This is a genomic window from Streptococcus iniae, from assembly GCF_030732225.1.
GTDB classification, from domain to species: domain Bacteria; phylum Bacillota; class Bacilli; order Lactobacillales; family Streptococcaceae; genus Streptococcus; species Streptococcus iniae.
On the sequence record NZ_CP132230.1, the window covers coordinates 1,812,199 to 1,827,071 of the forward strand.

The following is a 14,873-nucleotide window of genomic DNA, read 5'->3' on the forward strand; positions in this document are numbered from 1 at the left end:
GTTATTTCTCCTTTATATTATACTCTTGAACTCTAGCAGAGTTCTTTCATTCAAACCCACTCTATTAGAATGGTAAATCGTCATCTGAGATATCCATTGGGTTAGAGTTTCCAAATGGACTTTCTTCTCGACCAAAATTAGGCGTTTGTTGTGCTGGAGCAGAATAATTATTATTTGATGATGAATTGTTAAAACCGCCACCATTATAAGAATTAGATGAGCCACCTTCACGTGTAGCACGGCTTTCCAACATTTGGAAATTATCCGCAACCACTTCAGTTACATAGACACGTTGACCTTGTTGATTGTCATAATTACGGGTTTGAATACGACCTGTTATTCCAATCAATGCACCTTTTTTAGCCCAGTTTGCTAAATTTTCAGCAGGTTGACGCCAGATGACACAGTTAATGAAATCAGCTTCACGCTCACCACTTTGGCTTTTAAATGTACGGTTAACAGCAAGTGTAAAAGTAGCTACAGCCACTTGACTTGGTGTGTAACGAAGTTCTGCATCTTTGGTCATACGACCAACTAGTACTACATTATTAATCATAAACTACCTTCTTACCGGTCTTAAGCATCAAGTTTAACGATCATGTGACGAAGAATGTCACCGTTGATTTTTGAAAGACGGTCAAACTCACTAAGAGCTACAGCGTCAGTCGCTTCAACGTTAACGATGTGGTAAAGTCCTTCACGGAAATCATTGATTTCGTATGCAAGACGACGTTTTTCCCAATCTTTTGATTCAACAACAGTTGCACCATTGTCAGTTAAGATAGAGTCAAAGCGTGATACCAAAGCGTTTTTTGCTTCTTCTTCAATGTTTGGACGAATGATATAAAGAATTTCGTATTTAGCCATTGATATTTTCCTCCTTTTGGTCTAATGACCTATACTATTTAGTATAGGTAAGTGAGGTATGCTCACAGAATATCATTATACTTTAAATCAAAAAAAAAAGCAAGAAAAAAATAATTTAACTGGCCTTTTAAAAAGACAAGTAATTTCTCAAAGTAAGTTCCGTCTGCCCTCCAAAACCGGAAGTTAGTGTGAAAAGGATTTTTATGGTGGAATTAAGTCTGAGACGTTTGGATTAGAAATGAGTTTATCCATCATGACAAAACACAAACACCTAACTCTCTCAGACCGTAATGACATCCAATCTGGTTTGGATAGAGGAGAAACCTTTAAAGCCATCGGGCTTAATCTACTGAAACACCCTACTACTATCGCAAAAGAAGTCAAACGAAATAAGCAACTAAGAGAATCAACCAAAGACTGCCTAGACTGTCCGCTACTAAGAAAAGCTCCCTATGTTTGTAATGGGTGTCCAAAGAGGAGGATCAACTGTGGTTACAAGAAGACCTTCTATCTTGCTAAGCAAGCTCAAAGGAACTACGAAAAACTTTTAGTTGAATCTAGAGAAGGAATCCCTTTGAACAAAGAGACCTTCTGGAAAATAGATAGAGTCCTTTCTAATGGGGTCAAGAAGGGCCAACGTATCTATCATATCCTCAAAACCAACGATCTAGAAGTGAGTTCTTCAACCGTTTATCGACACATCAAGAAAGGCTACCTATCCATCACACCAATCGACCTACCTAGAGCTGTGAAGTTCAAAAAAAGGCGAAAGAGCACACTCCCTCCTATTCCAAAAGCGATTAAAGAAGGGCGACGGTACGAGGATTTTATAGAACACATGAACCAATCAGAGCTGAACTCCTGGCTTGAAATGGACACGGTTATTGGACGGATTGGTGGAAAGGTCCTTCTCACCTTCAATGTCGCCTTCTGTAACTTCATCTTTGCCAAACTGATGGATTCTAAGACAGCTATCGAAACTGCTAAACACATACAGGTCATTAAGAGGACACTCTATGATAACAAGAGAGACTTCTTCAAACTCTTTCCTGTTATCCTAACGGATAATGGTGGGGAATTCGCTAGAGTGGATGATATTGAGATAGATGTTTGTGGACAGTCTCAACTCTTCTTTTGTGACCCTAATCGGTCTGACCAGAAAGCAAGAATCGAGAAGAATCATACCCTCGTGAGAGACATACTGCCTAAGGGGACTTCCTTCGACAACTTGACTCAAGAGGACATTAATCTGGCACTATCTCATATCAACAGCGTTAAGAGACAGGCTCTAAATGGTAAAACGGCTTATGAGCTATTCTCTTTTACTTACGGAAAAGACATCGCAAGTATACTCGGTATTGAGGAAATTACTGCGGAAGACGTCTGCCAATCTCCCAAACTATTAAAAGACAAAATCTAATAAAAGACAAAATCTAACCTAATCAACTAACTGATACAACCTAAACGTCTCACACTAACTTCAACCATAGCGGAACTTAATCTGAAACGCTTTCAGATGAGGAGGTTTTCTTGTACCCTTTTTTTGCGATTTTTAACTCTGAAAACCTATGAAATCAAGTATTATAAAAACCAACGGAACTTAGTCTGAGACGGATTTTCGTTGGTTTTTATTGGTTTTTATCAGACTAAATTCCATTTCTACTAGAGGTGGAACTTACTTTGAGAATTTAGCTTTTAAAAAGACACCCAATGCACACTTTGGATGTCTTCATTTCAGTTCTAAATTTGGATATAATCCTCTCTCACCATTTCAGAAGGAAGAAACAGACAACTGTGTTATCCCTTTTTTAAAAGGGATTAAGGTTAGCATTTTTATAGCTTTAATCTCCTTTCTTTAGTGAAATGATTTTTTTAATGATTCTTTTTTTGACATGTGTGAATAGTTACATTGGATTCACCCCTTTAGCTATAGTTTGCAACTCGCTAAAGTGTCTCCATTTTTGTATCTTGCAACGTTCATAAGATCCTCCTTTAATAGAAAAACTCAATCCCTGTGCGACAATAACACTATTTAACCTTTATCTTTCACCCTGAGTGCCAATAACAATAACTAACAGATTATGAATAACTAATCTCTGGAAAAATTAGTCTCCATTCTTGTAACGTCCTTTATTGAATTTAAGCATATACTATACCTTTCAATATTGGAGATTTTCCAAAACTTATACTGTAAAGAGCGCTCCTTTGGCCAAATAACGCATACTTCAATAAGTTCAACAATGTGATCACTTTGTTAGTTGTAAAAGTCAGTTTGCCTACCGTTGTTGGAGCTACTTAGTCTCCGTTCTTGTACCGTGCGACATGTAGTTTCATCATAAGATTTCCTCCTATAAATCTGTGTCATATGTCATCCTTCTTTATAGTTTCATTATAATGTAAGCGTTTGCTTTTGTCAAGAAAAAATATTTCCCTATGACATTTTCCACTTGCCTAATAAAAAGATAAGAAAAAAAAGCTGTTATCATTGTTTTTTGAAAACTCTGATAGAAGCTATTATTTTGACTTTCTAGCCTAGCCTTTTCGCATATTGAAAAAACTTTGCTACAATAGAGGTATGTTAGATTTAGAAACTTACGGCATCACTATGTGGGACGCCAAAAAAATAGATGATTTTCGTCGAACACTACTCAACTGGTATGACCAAGAAAAGCGCGACCTCCCTTGGAGACGTAGCAATAACCCCTATCATATCTGGGTCTCAGAAATCATGCTCCAACAAACTCAAGTTCAAACTGTTATTCCTTATTACTATCGTTTTTTGGAATGGTTTCCAACTGTCGAAGCATTAGCTCATGCAAAAGAGGATAAGCTGCTTAAAGCATGGGAAGGACTAGGCTATTATTCCCGCGTTCGTAACATGCAAAAAGCTGCCCAACAAATCATGAGTGAGCATAATGGCATTTTCCCATCATCTTACCAAGCCATTTCCAGTCTAAAGGGAATTGGACCCTATACTGCTGGCGCTATTTCAAGTATTGCTTTTAATCTGCCAGAGCCTGCTGTTGATGGTAATGTCATGCGTGTTATGGCTCGCTTATTTGAAGTCAATTATGATATTGGCGACCCCAAGAATCGCAAGATTTTTCAAGCTATTATGGAATTGTTAATTGATCCCATAAGGCCAGGTGATTTCAACCAAGCACTGATGGATTTGGGCACCGATATCGAATCAGCAAAAACTCCAAAACCAGATCAATCACCAATTAAATTTTTCTGCGCAGCCTATTTAAATGGAACTTATGACAAATACCCCATTAAAGAACCTAAAAAGAAGCCACGCCCCATTCAAATTGAGGCTTTTGTCCTCCATAATAGCAAGGGAGAATTTTTACTTGAGAAAAATAATCAGGGGAGACTTTTAGGTGGATTTTGGTCTTTTCCAATCATGGAAACCGATCTTGTAGAACAGCAGCTAGACCTATTTGATAATTCCCCTCAAATGCTTGAAAGGGTATCAAAAAAGGCTGCATTTGAAAGTCATTACCAAATAACTCCCAAATGGAGTGAACAGATTTTTCCACAAGTCAAACATACCTTTAGCCATCAAAAATGGACCATTACTTTAAGTGAGGGTGTATTAGACAGTTTCACACCACAAACAGAAAGTGAAATGGCCTGGGTTTCTCCTGAAGATTTGGACAAATACCCTATGGCAACACCACAAAAGAAAATGATGGAAACTTATCTTAGAACCAAGAAGACCTTAATCTAGTATTTTATGACATTCAACTCTTTTCTTGTGTAAAATAGTTAACAGTCTTGTCAACTTTCTGTAAAGGTCTCCTAAAAATAGTTGCTGTTAAACTCCAAAACCCTTTAACAACAGGATGTCAAAAGGTTTTGCTAGACAAAAAAACAAGACTATAATAGATTTGTTATAAAACAAAAAGGAGTCCTATCTATGAAAATCGGGCAACAAATACTTTTTTTCGTAAACAATTCCAACTATCACAAGAAGAACTAGTTGAAAAAGTTTATGTCAGCAGACAGAGTATCTCTAATTGGGAAAATAATAAAACTTACCCTGATATTCATAGCCTTCTTTTACTATCACATCTATTTCAAACTAGCTTAGACGACCTCATTAAAGAAGATATCGAAGAAATGACGTCTATTATTGATAAGAATGATAAAAAATCCTATGAGCGCAATTCGGTTACCATGCTTGGTTTAATGGTCATTATCGCGGTAGCTATTTTCCCTCTTTTATATTTTTTTGGGTGGTTAGGATTTATTACTTACCTTATTTTGTGGGGAATTTGTCTATTTTATGCCTATCGGGTTGAAGCTTTCAAAAACAAATATCAGATTCATACCTATAAAGAGATCCATTGTCTTGCAAACTCAACCCAGTTAAGTCCAATTGAAAAGTGCCAAGAAAAAGCGAAATATCCCTATCAGAAAGTAGCAATTGTTTTAGGTTTTACTATTATTTTTGCTGTTGTCTCTTTAATGTCTAGTCTATTCTTTTTGTGGCTATTCCACCTCAAAATATGAAAAAGGCCAAAGCATCAGTTGCTGGCCTTTTTTCATGTTTTAAATTAGCTTAACTCTGCTACAATAGCTTTGATTTGTTCTTTTGTATGAACACCGGCTACTTGTTTGACCACTTGACCATCTTTTTTGAAGAGTAAGGTCGGGATTGACATAATGCCAAATTGTTGGGCTGTGTTTGGATTTTCATCCACATCAAGTTTCACAATTTTTAACTCGTCTTCGTCAAGTTCAGCAGACAATTGGTCTAAAATTGGTGCCTGCATTAAACATGGACCACACCAAGTTGCCCAAAAGTCAATTAAGACTAAGCCTTCTTTTGTTTCATTTTCAAATGTTGCATCTGTTACGATTTGTGTCATGGTTGACTCCTTTTTCTAGTTTATACCCCTATTTTATGGGAAAAAAAGCAATAAAGCAATAATCTGCTACGGCAACTTCTTTTTTAAAAATAGATGCTCTTCTAACCTAAGGTAGCAATAGTACAGCCCGACCCACCGGCATTTTGCGGGGCATAGGCAAAGCTCTTAACATGTTTATGCCCACGGAGATACTTAGTCACTGCATCACGAATAACACCTGTTCCAATACCGTGGATAATGTCTACCTGACTCATGTTGTTCACCAGAGCCTGGTCAATAAAGGCATCTAATTCTTGCATGGCTTCTTCATAACGTTTGCCACGTAAATCCAGTCGCGCCCTTGGTCCACTGCTTTTAGTTACCTTTTTGATAACATGATGTCTTTGATTTTTAGGTTTTTGAGTGTCCTCAGAGACCTTAGTCAACGTAAATTCATCTTCTTTTAGGGTCATTTTAATCAAACCAACTTGAGCTTCCCACTTATTGCCCTTAACCTGTGCAATCAAGGTTCCACGTTGACCATAAGCTGTAACCACAATATCATCACCAATACGAGCTGCTCTTGCTTTTTTGGCTTGTTTAAGCACCTTATTCTTAGAAAGATCAACTTCAGGAACCAGTTGTTTCAACTTGGTCTTAGCTTCAATAATTTCATGAGGTTTCAATTCGGCTTTTTCATGCAAGTGACTTAAGATTTCTTCACTTTCAGCCAAGGCCAAATCAACAATTTCCTTAGCTTCAAGGCTTGCTTTTTCCATTTCTTTGTCTTTAGCCAGTGAAAATTCATTGTAAAGCTTCTTAACTGCACGGTTGAATTTAACATTATCTTGCTCAATGTCTTTAATATGTTCTAAACGTTTACGGCTGTCTAAGGTTTGAGCTTCTAGTTTTTCAATAATACGGTTGACATCACTGTCTGTAGTCGTCATTTCTTGTGCCTGATTGACAATATGTTGAGCCAGGCCTAATCTGCGAGCTATTTCAAAGGCATTTGAACGCCCAGGAACACCTTGCATAAAACGATAAGTCGGCTTGAGGCTAGTCGTATCAAATTCCATACTGGCATTTTCCACAAATGCTGTCTCAATGCCATAGGCTTTGAGTTCTGGGTAGTGGGTTGTTGCCATGGTTTTAATATTGGTTAAGCGCAGCTGTTCTAAAATAGCCATAGCTAGGCTAGCCCCTTCTTGTGGGTCTGTACCAGCACCAAGTTCATCAAAGAGGACTAAACTATCTGCGTCAGCTTCATTTAGAATCGCAACGATGTGAGTCATATGGCTAGAAAAGGTTGAAAGGCTCTGCTCAATTGATTGCTCATCACCAATATCGGCAAAAATGCCATTAAAGACTGCAATGCTTGAGCCTTTATCAGCTAATATAGGAAGCCCCGATTGTCCCATCAATTGTGCTAAACCTAGAGTTTTGAGCATAATCGTTTTACCACCAGTATTAGGTCCAGTGATGACTATAACGGCTAAATCTTCTTTAAAATGAAGATCATTTGGCACAGGATTTTCAAGTAGGGGATGTCTTACATTTAACAGTTGAAGGGATTTTCCTTGTCGGATTTTTGGGACTGTTGCATGCTTATCTTTCATATAAAGGTATTTGGCACGAACAAAATCTAAATGACCTATAAGCCAAGCGTTATTTGCTAAAACACGACTATAAGGCCTAATCATGCTAGACAATGCTTTTAAGACACGCGCCATTTCATGACGTTCATCAGCACGAAGTTGCGTTATTTCTTCATTGAGTTGAACTAAGGCACGAGGTTCAATGTAGACCGTACTACCAGATGCTGAAATATCATGAACAACACCGGCCACCTTGTTTCTAAAGGTATTCTTAACAGGCAATACACTTCGTCCATTACGACTAGCAATCAATTGCTCTGACAGATAATCTCCTTGCTTTTTGATAACATCTTGTAAAAGATGTCTAGTAGCATTTTCTCTGTCTGAAATTTGGCGACGTATTTTTTCCAACTCTGGACTTGCAAAACTCTCAATAAAACCACCGTCATTAATAGATTGTAAACTTCCTTGTAAACTTGGAAATACCTCTATTTTTTCAAAAAGGTTTTTTAAAACGCGCAGTTCTACCTTCTCCAAATCCGCATAAAAACGGCTGATTTCTGCTGAAACCTGCAATACTTTTTTGATATCTAGAAGTTCCTGAATATTAAGGTCAGCTTCTAAATCTAGACGTTTCATGCTCTGTGTGATGTCTCGCAATTGCCCAATAGCAAACTGATGATGCTCCACAAACAGCTCTTCCATCTCAAGAATTTCAGCAAAATAATCCTTGATTTTTTCCATCTTAAGAGATGGCTCTAAGTCTTGCAATTCCTTCTTGCCTTGTTCTGTTTGCAAGTAGATTTGGAATTGTTCTTTGACTTTAGTAAATTCTAACTGTTCTAAAATCTTATTATTCATATTACTATTATACCTTAATTCATATGGTTTTTGGCAAAATAAAAGACCCTGCTTTTAAAAACAAGGCTTAAATCATTTTGTTTACCCAAAAATGTTTAATTAATTGCGTTATTGGTGGGCAATGTTCAATTAAAAGACGTGTGATAAGGTGTTGGTGCAATTGTTCTTGAACCATGGGCATTGGAACTGTCGCAAGAATGCTTACTCCCATAGCCAAGAAAATAATTGTAACACAGACAGCCATAAGCCCCCCTGCAAGATGATAATACCAGTCATCAAAATAATTGATAGGTAAAAAATGCACTAAAACACCAATCAAACGAAAGATTGCATAGCTAAGGGAAAAAATAGCAAAAAAAGCAATCCCTGCATAATAAACATGGTCTAAATGAAAGATATTCAAATCTTTAAAAAAGTAGATGGAAACCCCTTCAGCAGGATTAGAATAAGGTATCCACAAGGCAATCTTATGAGCCCAATTGTCATAATAACGACTAGCTATCAAAAGGGAAATCAAACTCCCAATAAAATAGAAAGCTTGTAATAATACCCCTCTATTATAACCAATGTAAAAATGCCACAGTAAAAGCAAGAAAATCAGAATAGAAAGCATAGTTATTCCTCTTCTAAATCAGCTCTGTGGGCTTTTTCTTGGATGCCTACTAAGGTTTTTTGGCGTAATTCATTCATTTCAGCTTCCATTTTTTCAACTTCAATTTCACGACTTAGCTGCGTTGACAAAGAGTTAATAGCCATCAAAATAGCAATCGTTTCATTGTCAGCTTCTGGCAATTTAGCCTTGATTGCTTGGTACTTTTCTTTTGCCACATGTTCAACTTCTTCCATAAAGAGATTATCTTTATCTGTTGTCAAGGTTAAGGACTTTTCACCAAAGGTAAATTTATAACGATTATTACTTTTCATAGGGTCACCTCAATTAGCATTATACCTTAATTTCGGGCTTTCGTAAAATAACAAATTCACAGATTTTAAACAGATGGTTTGAGTCAAGGAGCGTTTTTTATGTTAAAATATTTTTTATGGAAAGTATTGTGATGAAAACAGATGCTGCGCTTGAAAAAAAGCTCAGACAAACCTTAAAGGCATATCAAATCAGCAATAATAATCACTACGTGAGCTTTGCTGCCAAATATAAAGGCGTAACCATCCTCCTCTACACATCTGGGAAATTAGTTTTTCAAGGCCAAGAGGCTAAAGAGGTGGCTAAAACATTTGGTTACCAAGACGATTCCAAACAAGATCACAAAGCTGATTCTAATCAAATGCTAGCCTTAATTGGCAGCGATGAAGTTGGAAACGGCTCTTATTTTGGAGGAATCGCTGTTGTTGCAAGTTTTGTGACTCCTGCTGATCATGCTTTTCTAAAACAACTAGGTGTAGATGATTCTAAACAACTCAACGACATCAAGATTAAACAGATTGCTCCTCTTTTAGAAGAACGAATCAAGCATAAAGCCTTATTACTGTCGCCTAAAAAATACAATGAAATGGTGGGAAAAGGAAAAGCCTACAATGCCGTTTCAGTAAAGGTAGCACTCCATAATCAGGCAATCTATCTTTTATTACAAGAAGGGCTTCAACCTGAAAAAATTGTCATTGATGCTTTCACAAGCACTAGTAATTATCACAAACACCTGCAAAAAGAAAAAAATCATTTTTCTAACCCCATCAGCTTAATTGAAAAAGCTGAAAGTCAATTTTTAGCTGTAGCCGTCAGTTCAATCATTGCTCGATATCTTTTTTTAGAGAATTTAGACAAGCTTAGTCAAGAACTCGGTTACACCCTACCAAGTGGAGCTGGCACTCAATCCGATAAAGTCGCTAGTCAATTATTAGCAGCTTATGGCATGTCTGCCTTGGAATACAGTGCTAAATGCCACTTCGCAAACACTCAAAAAGCGCAAGCTATTTTACATCAAAAACCTTAAAGGAGTCTCATGAAACAGTTTTTCAAAGAATGGGGAGTATTCATTCTATTTTTCACCTTATTTCTTCTCTCTCGCTTTTTTATTTGGCAACCCGTAAAAGTAGATGGTCACTCTATGGATCCTACCTTGGCTCACGGAGAGCGCCTCATTATTCTCCAGCATACTCAAATCAACCGCTTTGACATTGTTGTCGCTAAAGAAGATGAAAATGGGCAAAGCAAAGAAATTGTCAAGCGCGTTGTTGGCATGCCCGGAGATGAAATCACCTATAAAAACGACGCCCTTTATATTAACGGTAAAAAAACAAAAGAACCTTACCTAAAAGAATACCTAGCAGCTTTTAAAGAAGATAAATTAGAAAAAACCTATTCTTACAATACCCTTTTCCAAGAATTGGCTCAAAATTCAAATGCCTTCACCACATCTATTGATGGCATGACAGAATTTACAACAAAAATCCCAAACGGTGAATATTTCCTTCTTGGTGATGACCGCATCGTTTCAAGAGACAGCCGTGAAGTAGGCACTTTCAAAAAAGAAGCCATCAAAGGTGAAGTAAAACTACGCTTTTGGCCAATTCCAAAATGTCATCTTTTTTAAATAAATAAATGATGACCTGCCAACGGCAGGTTTTCAGCTATCTCAAGACAAGAAAGGCTAAAGACCAATGGAATACTATTTCTCTGGCACAATTGATCGTATCATTTTTGAAAATGCCAGCAATTTCTTTAAAATTCTTTTGCTGACTGTTGAAGACACAGATAGTGACATGGATGATTTTGAAATTATCGTAACTGGGACCATGGCCGATGTCATCGAAGGTGAGGATTATACTTTTTGGGGCGAGTTAACACAACACCCAAAATATGGTCAGCAAGTTAAATTAAACCGCTATGAGCGAGCTAAACCAACTGCATCAGGTCTTATTAAATATTTTTCTAGCGACCATTTTAAAGGGATTGGTAAAAAAACTGCCGAAAAAATTGTTTCCATCTATGGTGAACATACCATTGATAAAATCCTAGAAGACCCTAGTAAGTTAGACACAATCTCCGGATTTTCAAAAGCCAATCGTGATGCTTTTGTCACCAAATTAAAAGTCAATTATGGCACTGAACAAATTATTGCAGGACTTGTAGAATTAGGCATCTCAAACAACTTTGCCTTTCAAATTTTTGACTTGTATAAAGACGATTCTGTCGCCATGGTCAAAGAAAACCCTTACCGTTTGGTTGAGGATATCCAAGGAATTGGCTTTAAAATGGCTGATAGTTTAGCAGAAGAAATTGGAATTGCTAGCGATTCCCCAAAACGTTTTCGTGCTGCCCTCTTACACTGCCTATTGGAACAATCCATTAGTCAAGGTGATACCTATATTGAAGCAAGAGATCTCTTGGAATACGCCATTACCTTACTTGAAGATAGTCGTCAGATCGAATGCAATCCCGAAAGCGTTGCTAAAGAACTAAGCCAACTGATTGCTGATGGTAAGGTTCATAATGTTGCTACTCGAATTTTTGACGCCAGCCTTTATAAGGCAGAAGAAGGCATTAAAAAACACCTCACTCGTCTGATGGATCATCCTTTAGATAAAAGCATTGCTGAAACAGATATTGATACGCAAATCAAAAATATTGAAAAAAAACATCAGATTCAGTACGATTCGGTTCAAAAACAAGCTATCATCCAGGCATTGACCAGTAAAGTCTTCATTCTAACAGGGGGACCTGGAACTGGAAAAACAACTGTTATTAAAGGCATTTTAGAAGCCTATGCTAGCATCCATGAACTTGACTTACAAGGAAAAGACCTTCCGATTATACTAGCTGCTCCAACAGGGCGTGCTGCAAGACGCATGAATGAATTGACAGGGCTTCCTAGTGCTACCATTCACAGGCACTTAGGTCTCAATGGGGATAATGATTATCAGTCAATGGAAGATTTTCTTGATTGCAATCTTATCATCGTTGATGAATTTTCTATGGTCGACACCTGGTTGGCTAACCACTTATTGGGAGCCTTGTCATCTGATACCCAATTAATTATTGTTGGAGATAGTGACCAATTACCATCTGTTGGCCCCGGCCAGGTTTTAGCAGATTTATTGAAAATTTCTAGCATTCCTCAAATTGCTTTACAGAAAATTTTTCGTCAATCCGAGGATTCAACTATCGTTGACTTGGCCAACCAAATGCGCCAAGGTCTCCTACCACCTGATTTCAAAGCTAAAAAAGCTGACCGTTCCTATTTTGATGCCCTGCCCCAACACATCCCTTCCATGGTAACAAAGATTGTCAGCGCAGCTATCAACAGTGGCATTTCAGAGGATGAAATCCAAATTTTAGCTCCTATGTATAAGGGACAAGCTGGCATTACTAATCTCAACCAATTGATGCAAGACTTACTTAATCCTCTTGATGGGCAAAGCGAGTTTGCCTTTAATGACTTGAAATTCCGAAAAAATGACAAAGTCCTCCATCTGGTTAATGATACCCAACAAAATGTCTTTAATGGTGATATTGGTTACATCACCGATTTAATCCCTGCTAAATACACCGAATCTAAACAAGATGAAATTGTGATGGATTTCGAAGGTACTGAAGTCTCCTACCCTCGTAATGAATGGTTAAAAATCACCCTTGCTTATGCTATGAGCATTCATAAATCCCAAGGAAGTGAATTTCAAGTGGTCATTCTTCCCATCACACGTCAAAGTGGTCGTCTCTTGCAGCGAAACCTCATTTATACTGCTGTAACACGCTCAAAAAGTAAACTCATTCTTTTGGGAGAATATGCTGCTTTTGACTATGCCATCCAAAATGAAGGGGATAAGCGAAAAACCTATCTGGTTCAACGCTTTACACCAGAGGGGATTGACAATAACACTGTTGAGGGAACAGATACCACCTCACAAAAGGCAAAAGATCAGCCCCCTTCTCAAGAAGACCTCATAACAACAGATAAAGAATACATCCTAACCAGTGAGAATATGCTAGAGATTGATCCCATGATTGGTTTAAGTCAGGACGACATCGCATCATTTTTTTGAAAAAAATAAAAAATCTATTTTAATTGTCAGTTGATATGTTATAATATGCTTGTATTATCAAATAAACACAAGGGAATTTAGGAGGTTCTTATGATATCATACGAAAAAGTGCGTCAATCACTTAAAACATTGAACATGACGGTTATCGTCCTCAATATTATTGAACTTGTTTTTTCAGTAATCTTATTTGTGTCACTTTATTTCACTTTGAATAATGAAGATATAAAAGCTACACTTCCACCAGAACAACTGGATGTTTTAAAGCAATCTCTTAGCCCATTTAATATTTTTATGATGGTGATTTCACTAGGCTTAACAATAGCTATCATTGTATTAGCATTTCAAAACCGTTCAAAGATTGCTCAAGATTTTGAAATTAACTACATGCCTTATTTTCTTGGGCTAGGTTCAATTCTTCTTTCAATCGTTCAAATGTTTTTAAATCAATTTAGTCTTATTAGTTTTGCTATTAACCTTGCATTAGCTTCACTCTATTTCTTCTCATACCTTAAAGCTAAAACTTTAAACGGAAAAGAAGACATCATTGACGCTTAAATAAATCACAAAACAGTTAGGAAAAATCCTAACTGTTTTTTAGATATCAAGTGATACTTCAAAGTTTTCTTGGTCTAACCCTGTCATGGTAACTCCCAACAGGCGAATGCCTGTATCATTTTCCTTTAAACTATCAAAAATATCAGCAGCTGTTTGATTGATCAAGTCATAATCTCGACTAAGCTTCGTAAGGCCAACCCTTTTCGTTAGGGTTGTAAAGTCAGCATAACGCACTTTTAAAATAACAATTTTGCCTTTTTTATTGTTTTTAACCATGATATCAGCAACCCGCCGAGCATTTTTAGCAATTTCAACTTTAACATCTTCTTCTCTATAAAGAAGTTTAGTATAGGTCCTTTCACTGCCAATTGATTTTCGGATACGGTCTGGTTTAACAGGTGATAGACTAATCCCACGTGCTTTGCGGTAAAGGTCATAACCAAAGCGACCAAACTGATCAATTAATTGCATTTCGCTTAGTTCCAGTAAATCTGCCCCTTTGTAAACACCCATCGCATTAAGAGTCTCAACCGACTTTTTACCGACACCGTGAAATTTTTCAATGGGTAAGGCTGCCAAAAAATTCTGTGCATCCTCTGGTAAAACAAGAGTTAAACCGTGTGGTTTTTCATAATCACTAGCTAATTTTGCTAGGAACTTGTTGTAGGAAACACCCGCTGAGCAGGTTAGGTGAACTTCCTGCCATATGTCATGTTGAATCAATTTTGCGATTTTCATTGCCGATTTAATGCCTAACTTATTTTCAGTGACATCCAAGTAAGCCTCATCGATGGACATAGGCTCAACCAAATCTGTATAACGTTTGAAAATCTGACGAATTTCTAGTCCCACCTCTTTATACTTACTATAATTTCCAGAGATAAAGACAGCATGTGGACAGCGTTCATAAGCTTCCTTAGAACTCATAGCAGAATGAATCCCAAAACGTCTAGCTTCATAATTGCAGGTTGACACAACCCCACGTCCACCCGTTTCTCGAGGGTCTTTTGCTATAACAACAGGCTTTCCTTGCAAATCAGGATTATCGCGCTCCTCCACTGCAGCAAAAAAAGCATCCATATCGATGTGAATGATTTTTCGCGATGTATCATTAATAAGCGGAAAAATTAACATGACA

14 protein-coding genes and 1 pseudogene are annotated in these 14,873 nt (G+C 37.3%); 8 read left to right on the forward strand and 7 right to left on the reverse strand.

The window, feature by feature from the left end; all coding sequences use genetic code 11:
- Positions 1-64: 64 nt before the first annotated feature.
- Together Q9317_RS08925 and rpsF are read right to left on the reverse strand one after the other, a co-directional pair.
- On the reverse strand, positions 65-556 hold the full coding sequence (locus tag Q9317_RS08925; protein ID WP_003102076.1) for a single-stranded DNA-binding protein: 492 nt from the start codon (positions 554-556) through the stop codon (positions 65-67).
- Positions 557-576: 20 nt separating this feature from the next.
- Positions 577-867, reverse strand: coding sequence for a 30S ribosomal protein S6 (gene rpsF / locus Q9317_RS08930; protein ID WP_003102078.1), 291 nt, complete (start codon positions 865-867; stop codon positions 577-579).
- Between the two features lie 253 nt (positions 868-1,120).
- Here rpsF and Q9317_RS08935 point away from each other — a divergent pair, with 253 nt between their 5' ends.
- From Q9317_RS08935 to Q9317_RS08950, 4 genes and pseudogenes are all read left to right on the forward strand, one after another.
- Entirely contained in the window at positions 1,121-2,287 is a 1,167-nt protein-coding gene (locus tag Q9317_RS08935) for an IS30-like element ISSag9 family transposase (protein WP_041497833.1), read from the forward strand.
- A 1,155-nt stretch (positions 2,288-3,442) separates the two neighbouring features.
- Entirely contained in the window at positions 3,443-4,600 is a 1,158-nt protein-coding gene (mutY, locus tag Q9317_RS08940; protein ID WP_003102081.1) for an A/G-specific adenine glycosylase, read from the forward strand.
- Between the two features lie 185 nt (positions 4,601-4,785).
- Positions 4,786-4,917, forward strand: a pseudogene (locus Q9317_RS08945) (helix-turn-helix transcriptional regulator); the annotation flags it as partial.
- 75 nt (positions 4,918-4,992) lie between these two features.
- Complete coding sequence (locus tag Q9317_RS08950) at positions 4,993-5,385, forward strand: hypothetical protein (RefSeq protein WP_003102082.1); 393 nt, start codon at positions 4,993-4,995, stop codon at positions 5,383-5,385.
- 44 nt (positions 5,386-5,429) lie between these two features.
- On the opposite strand, the gene trxA is transcribed toward Q9317_RS08950, so the two are convergent.
- The 4 genes from trxA to Q9317_RS08970 form a co-directional block, all read right to left on the reverse strand.
- Entirely contained in the window at positions 5,430-5,744 is a 315-nt protein-coding gene (trxA, locus tag Q9317_RS08955; protein WP_003102085.1) for a thioredoxin, read from the reverse strand.
- Between the two features lie 101 nt (positions 5,745-5,845).
- Positions 5,846-8,182, reverse strand: a complete 2,337-nt coding sequence (locus Q9317_RS08960; RefSeq protein WP_003102089.1) for an endonuclease MutS2 — start codon at positions 8,180-8,182, stop codon at positions 5,846-5,848.
- A gap of 67 nt (positions 8,183-8,249) precedes the next feature.
- The gene (locus tag Q9317_RS08965) at positions 8,250-8,795 is read right to left on the reverse strand and encodes a CvpA family protein (RefSeq protein ID WP_003102092.1); all 546 of its coding nucleotides are present in this window, start codon (positions 8,793-8,795) and stop codon (positions 8,250-8,252) included.
- Between the two features lie 2 nt (positions 8,796-8,797).
- Positions 8,798-9,106 (reverse strand): hypothetical protein, encoded by a 309-nt coding sequence (locus tag Q9317_RS08970; protein ID WP_003102095.1) that lies wholly within the window; start codon positions 9,104-9,106, stop codon positions 8,798-8,800.
- Positions 9,107-9,222: 116 nt separating this feature from the next.
- Here Q9317_RS08970 and rnhC point away from each other — a divergent pair, with 116 nt between their 5' ends.
- From rnhC to Q9317_RS08990, 4 genes are all read left to right on the forward strand, one after another.
- On the forward strand, positions 9,223-10,131 hold the full coding sequence (gene rnhC / locus Q9317_RS08975; RefSeq protein WP_003102096.1) for a ribonuclease HIII: 909 nt from the start codon (positions 9,223-9,225) through the stop codon (positions 10,129-10,131).
- A 9-nt stretch (positions 10,132-10,140) separates the two neighbouring features.
- Positions 10,141-10,731 carry a signal peptidase I gene (lepB, locus tag Q9317_RS08980; RefSeq protein ID WP_003102097.1) on the forward strand — a complete coding sequence of 197 codons (591 nt, stop codon included), beginning with the start codon at positions 10,141-10,143 and terminating at the stop codon, positions 10,729-10,731.
- A 67-nt stretch (positions 10,732-10,798) separates the two neighbouring features.
- Positions 10,799-13,180, forward strand: coding sequence for an SF1B family DNA helicase RecD2 (recD2, locus tag Q9317_RS08985; protein ID WP_003102100.1), 2,382 nt, complete (start codon positions 10,799-10,801; stop codon positions 13,178-13,180).
- A 90-nt stretch (positions 13,181-13,270) separates the two neighbouring features.
- Entirely contained in the window at positions 13,271-13,735 is a 465-nt protein-coding gene (locus Q9317_RS08990; RefSeq protein ID WP_003102102.1) for a hypothetical protein, read from the forward strand.
- A 39-nt stretch (positions 13,736-13,774) separates the two neighbouring features.
- Here Q9317_RS08990 and dinB read toward each other — a convergent pair whose 3' ends face one another.
- The gene (gene dinB / locus Q9317_RS08995) at positions 13,775-14,869 is read right to left on the reverse strand and encodes a DNA polymerase IV (protein WP_003102105.1); all 1,095 of its coding nucleotides are present in this window, start codon (positions 14,867-14,869) and stop codon (positions 13,775-13,777) included.
- Positions 14,870-14,873: the final 4 nt, after the last annotated feature.

What these genes read in the sequence shown, in the direction of transcription:
- Q9317_RS08925 (WP_003102076.1), bottom strand. Translation starts at nt 556, where the DNA reads ATGATTAATAATGTAGTACTAGTTGGTCGTATGACCAAAGATGCAGAA.
- rpsF (WP_003102078.1), bottom strand. Translation starts at nt 867, where the DNA reads ATGGCTAAATACGAAATTCTTTATATCATTCGTCCAAACATTGAAGAA.
- Q9317_RS08935 (WP_041497833.1), top strand. Translation starts at nt 1,121, where the DNA reads ATGACAAAACACAAACACCTAACTCTCTCAGACCGTAATGACATCCAA.
- mutY (WP_003102081.1), top strand. Translation starts at nt 3,443, where the DNA reads ATGTTAGATTTAGAAACTTACGGCATCACTATGTGGGACGCCAAAAAA.
- Q9317_RS08950 (WP_003102082.1), top strand. Translation starts at nt 4,993, where the DNA reads ATGACGTCTATTATTGATAAGAATGATAAAAAATCCTATGAGCGCAAT.
- trxA (WP_003102085.1), bottom strand. Translation starts at nt 5,744, where the DNA reads ATGACACAAATCGTAACAGATGCAACATTTGAAAATGAAACAAAAGAA.
- Q9317_RS08960 (WP_003102089.1), bottom strand. Translation starts at nt 8,182, where the DNA reads ATGAATAATAAGATTTTAGAACAGTTAGAATTTACTAAAGTCAAAGAA.
- Q9317_RS08965 (WP_003102092.1), bottom strand. Translation starts at nt 8,795, where the DNA reads ATGCTTTCTATTCTGATTTTCTTGCTTTTACTGTGGCATTTTTACATT.
- Q9317_RS08970 (WP_003102095.1), bottom strand. Translation starts at nt 9,106, where the DNA reads ATGAAAAGTAATAATCGTTATAAATTTACCTTTGGTGAAAAGTCCTTA.
- rnhC (WP_003102096.1), top strand. Translation starts at nt 9,223, where the DNA reads ATGGAAAGTATTGTGATGAAAACAGATGCTGCGCTTGAAAAAAAGCTC.
- lepB (WP_003102097.1), top strand. Translation starts at nt 10,141, where the DNA reads ATGAAACAGTTTTTCAAAGAATGGGGAGTATTCATTCTATTTTTCACC.
- recD2 (WP_003102100.1), top strand. Translation starts at nt 10,799, where the DNA reads ATGGAATACTATTTCTCTGGCACAATTGATCGTATCATTTTTGAAAAT.
- Q9317_RS08990 (WP_003102102.1), top strand. Translation starts at nt 13,271, where the DNA reads ATGATATCATACGAAAAAGTGCGTCAATCACTTAAAACATTGAACATG.
- dinB (WP_003102105.1), bottom strand. Translation starts at nt 14,869, where the DNA reads ATGTTAATTTTTCCGCTTATTAATGATACATCGCGAAAAATCATTCAC.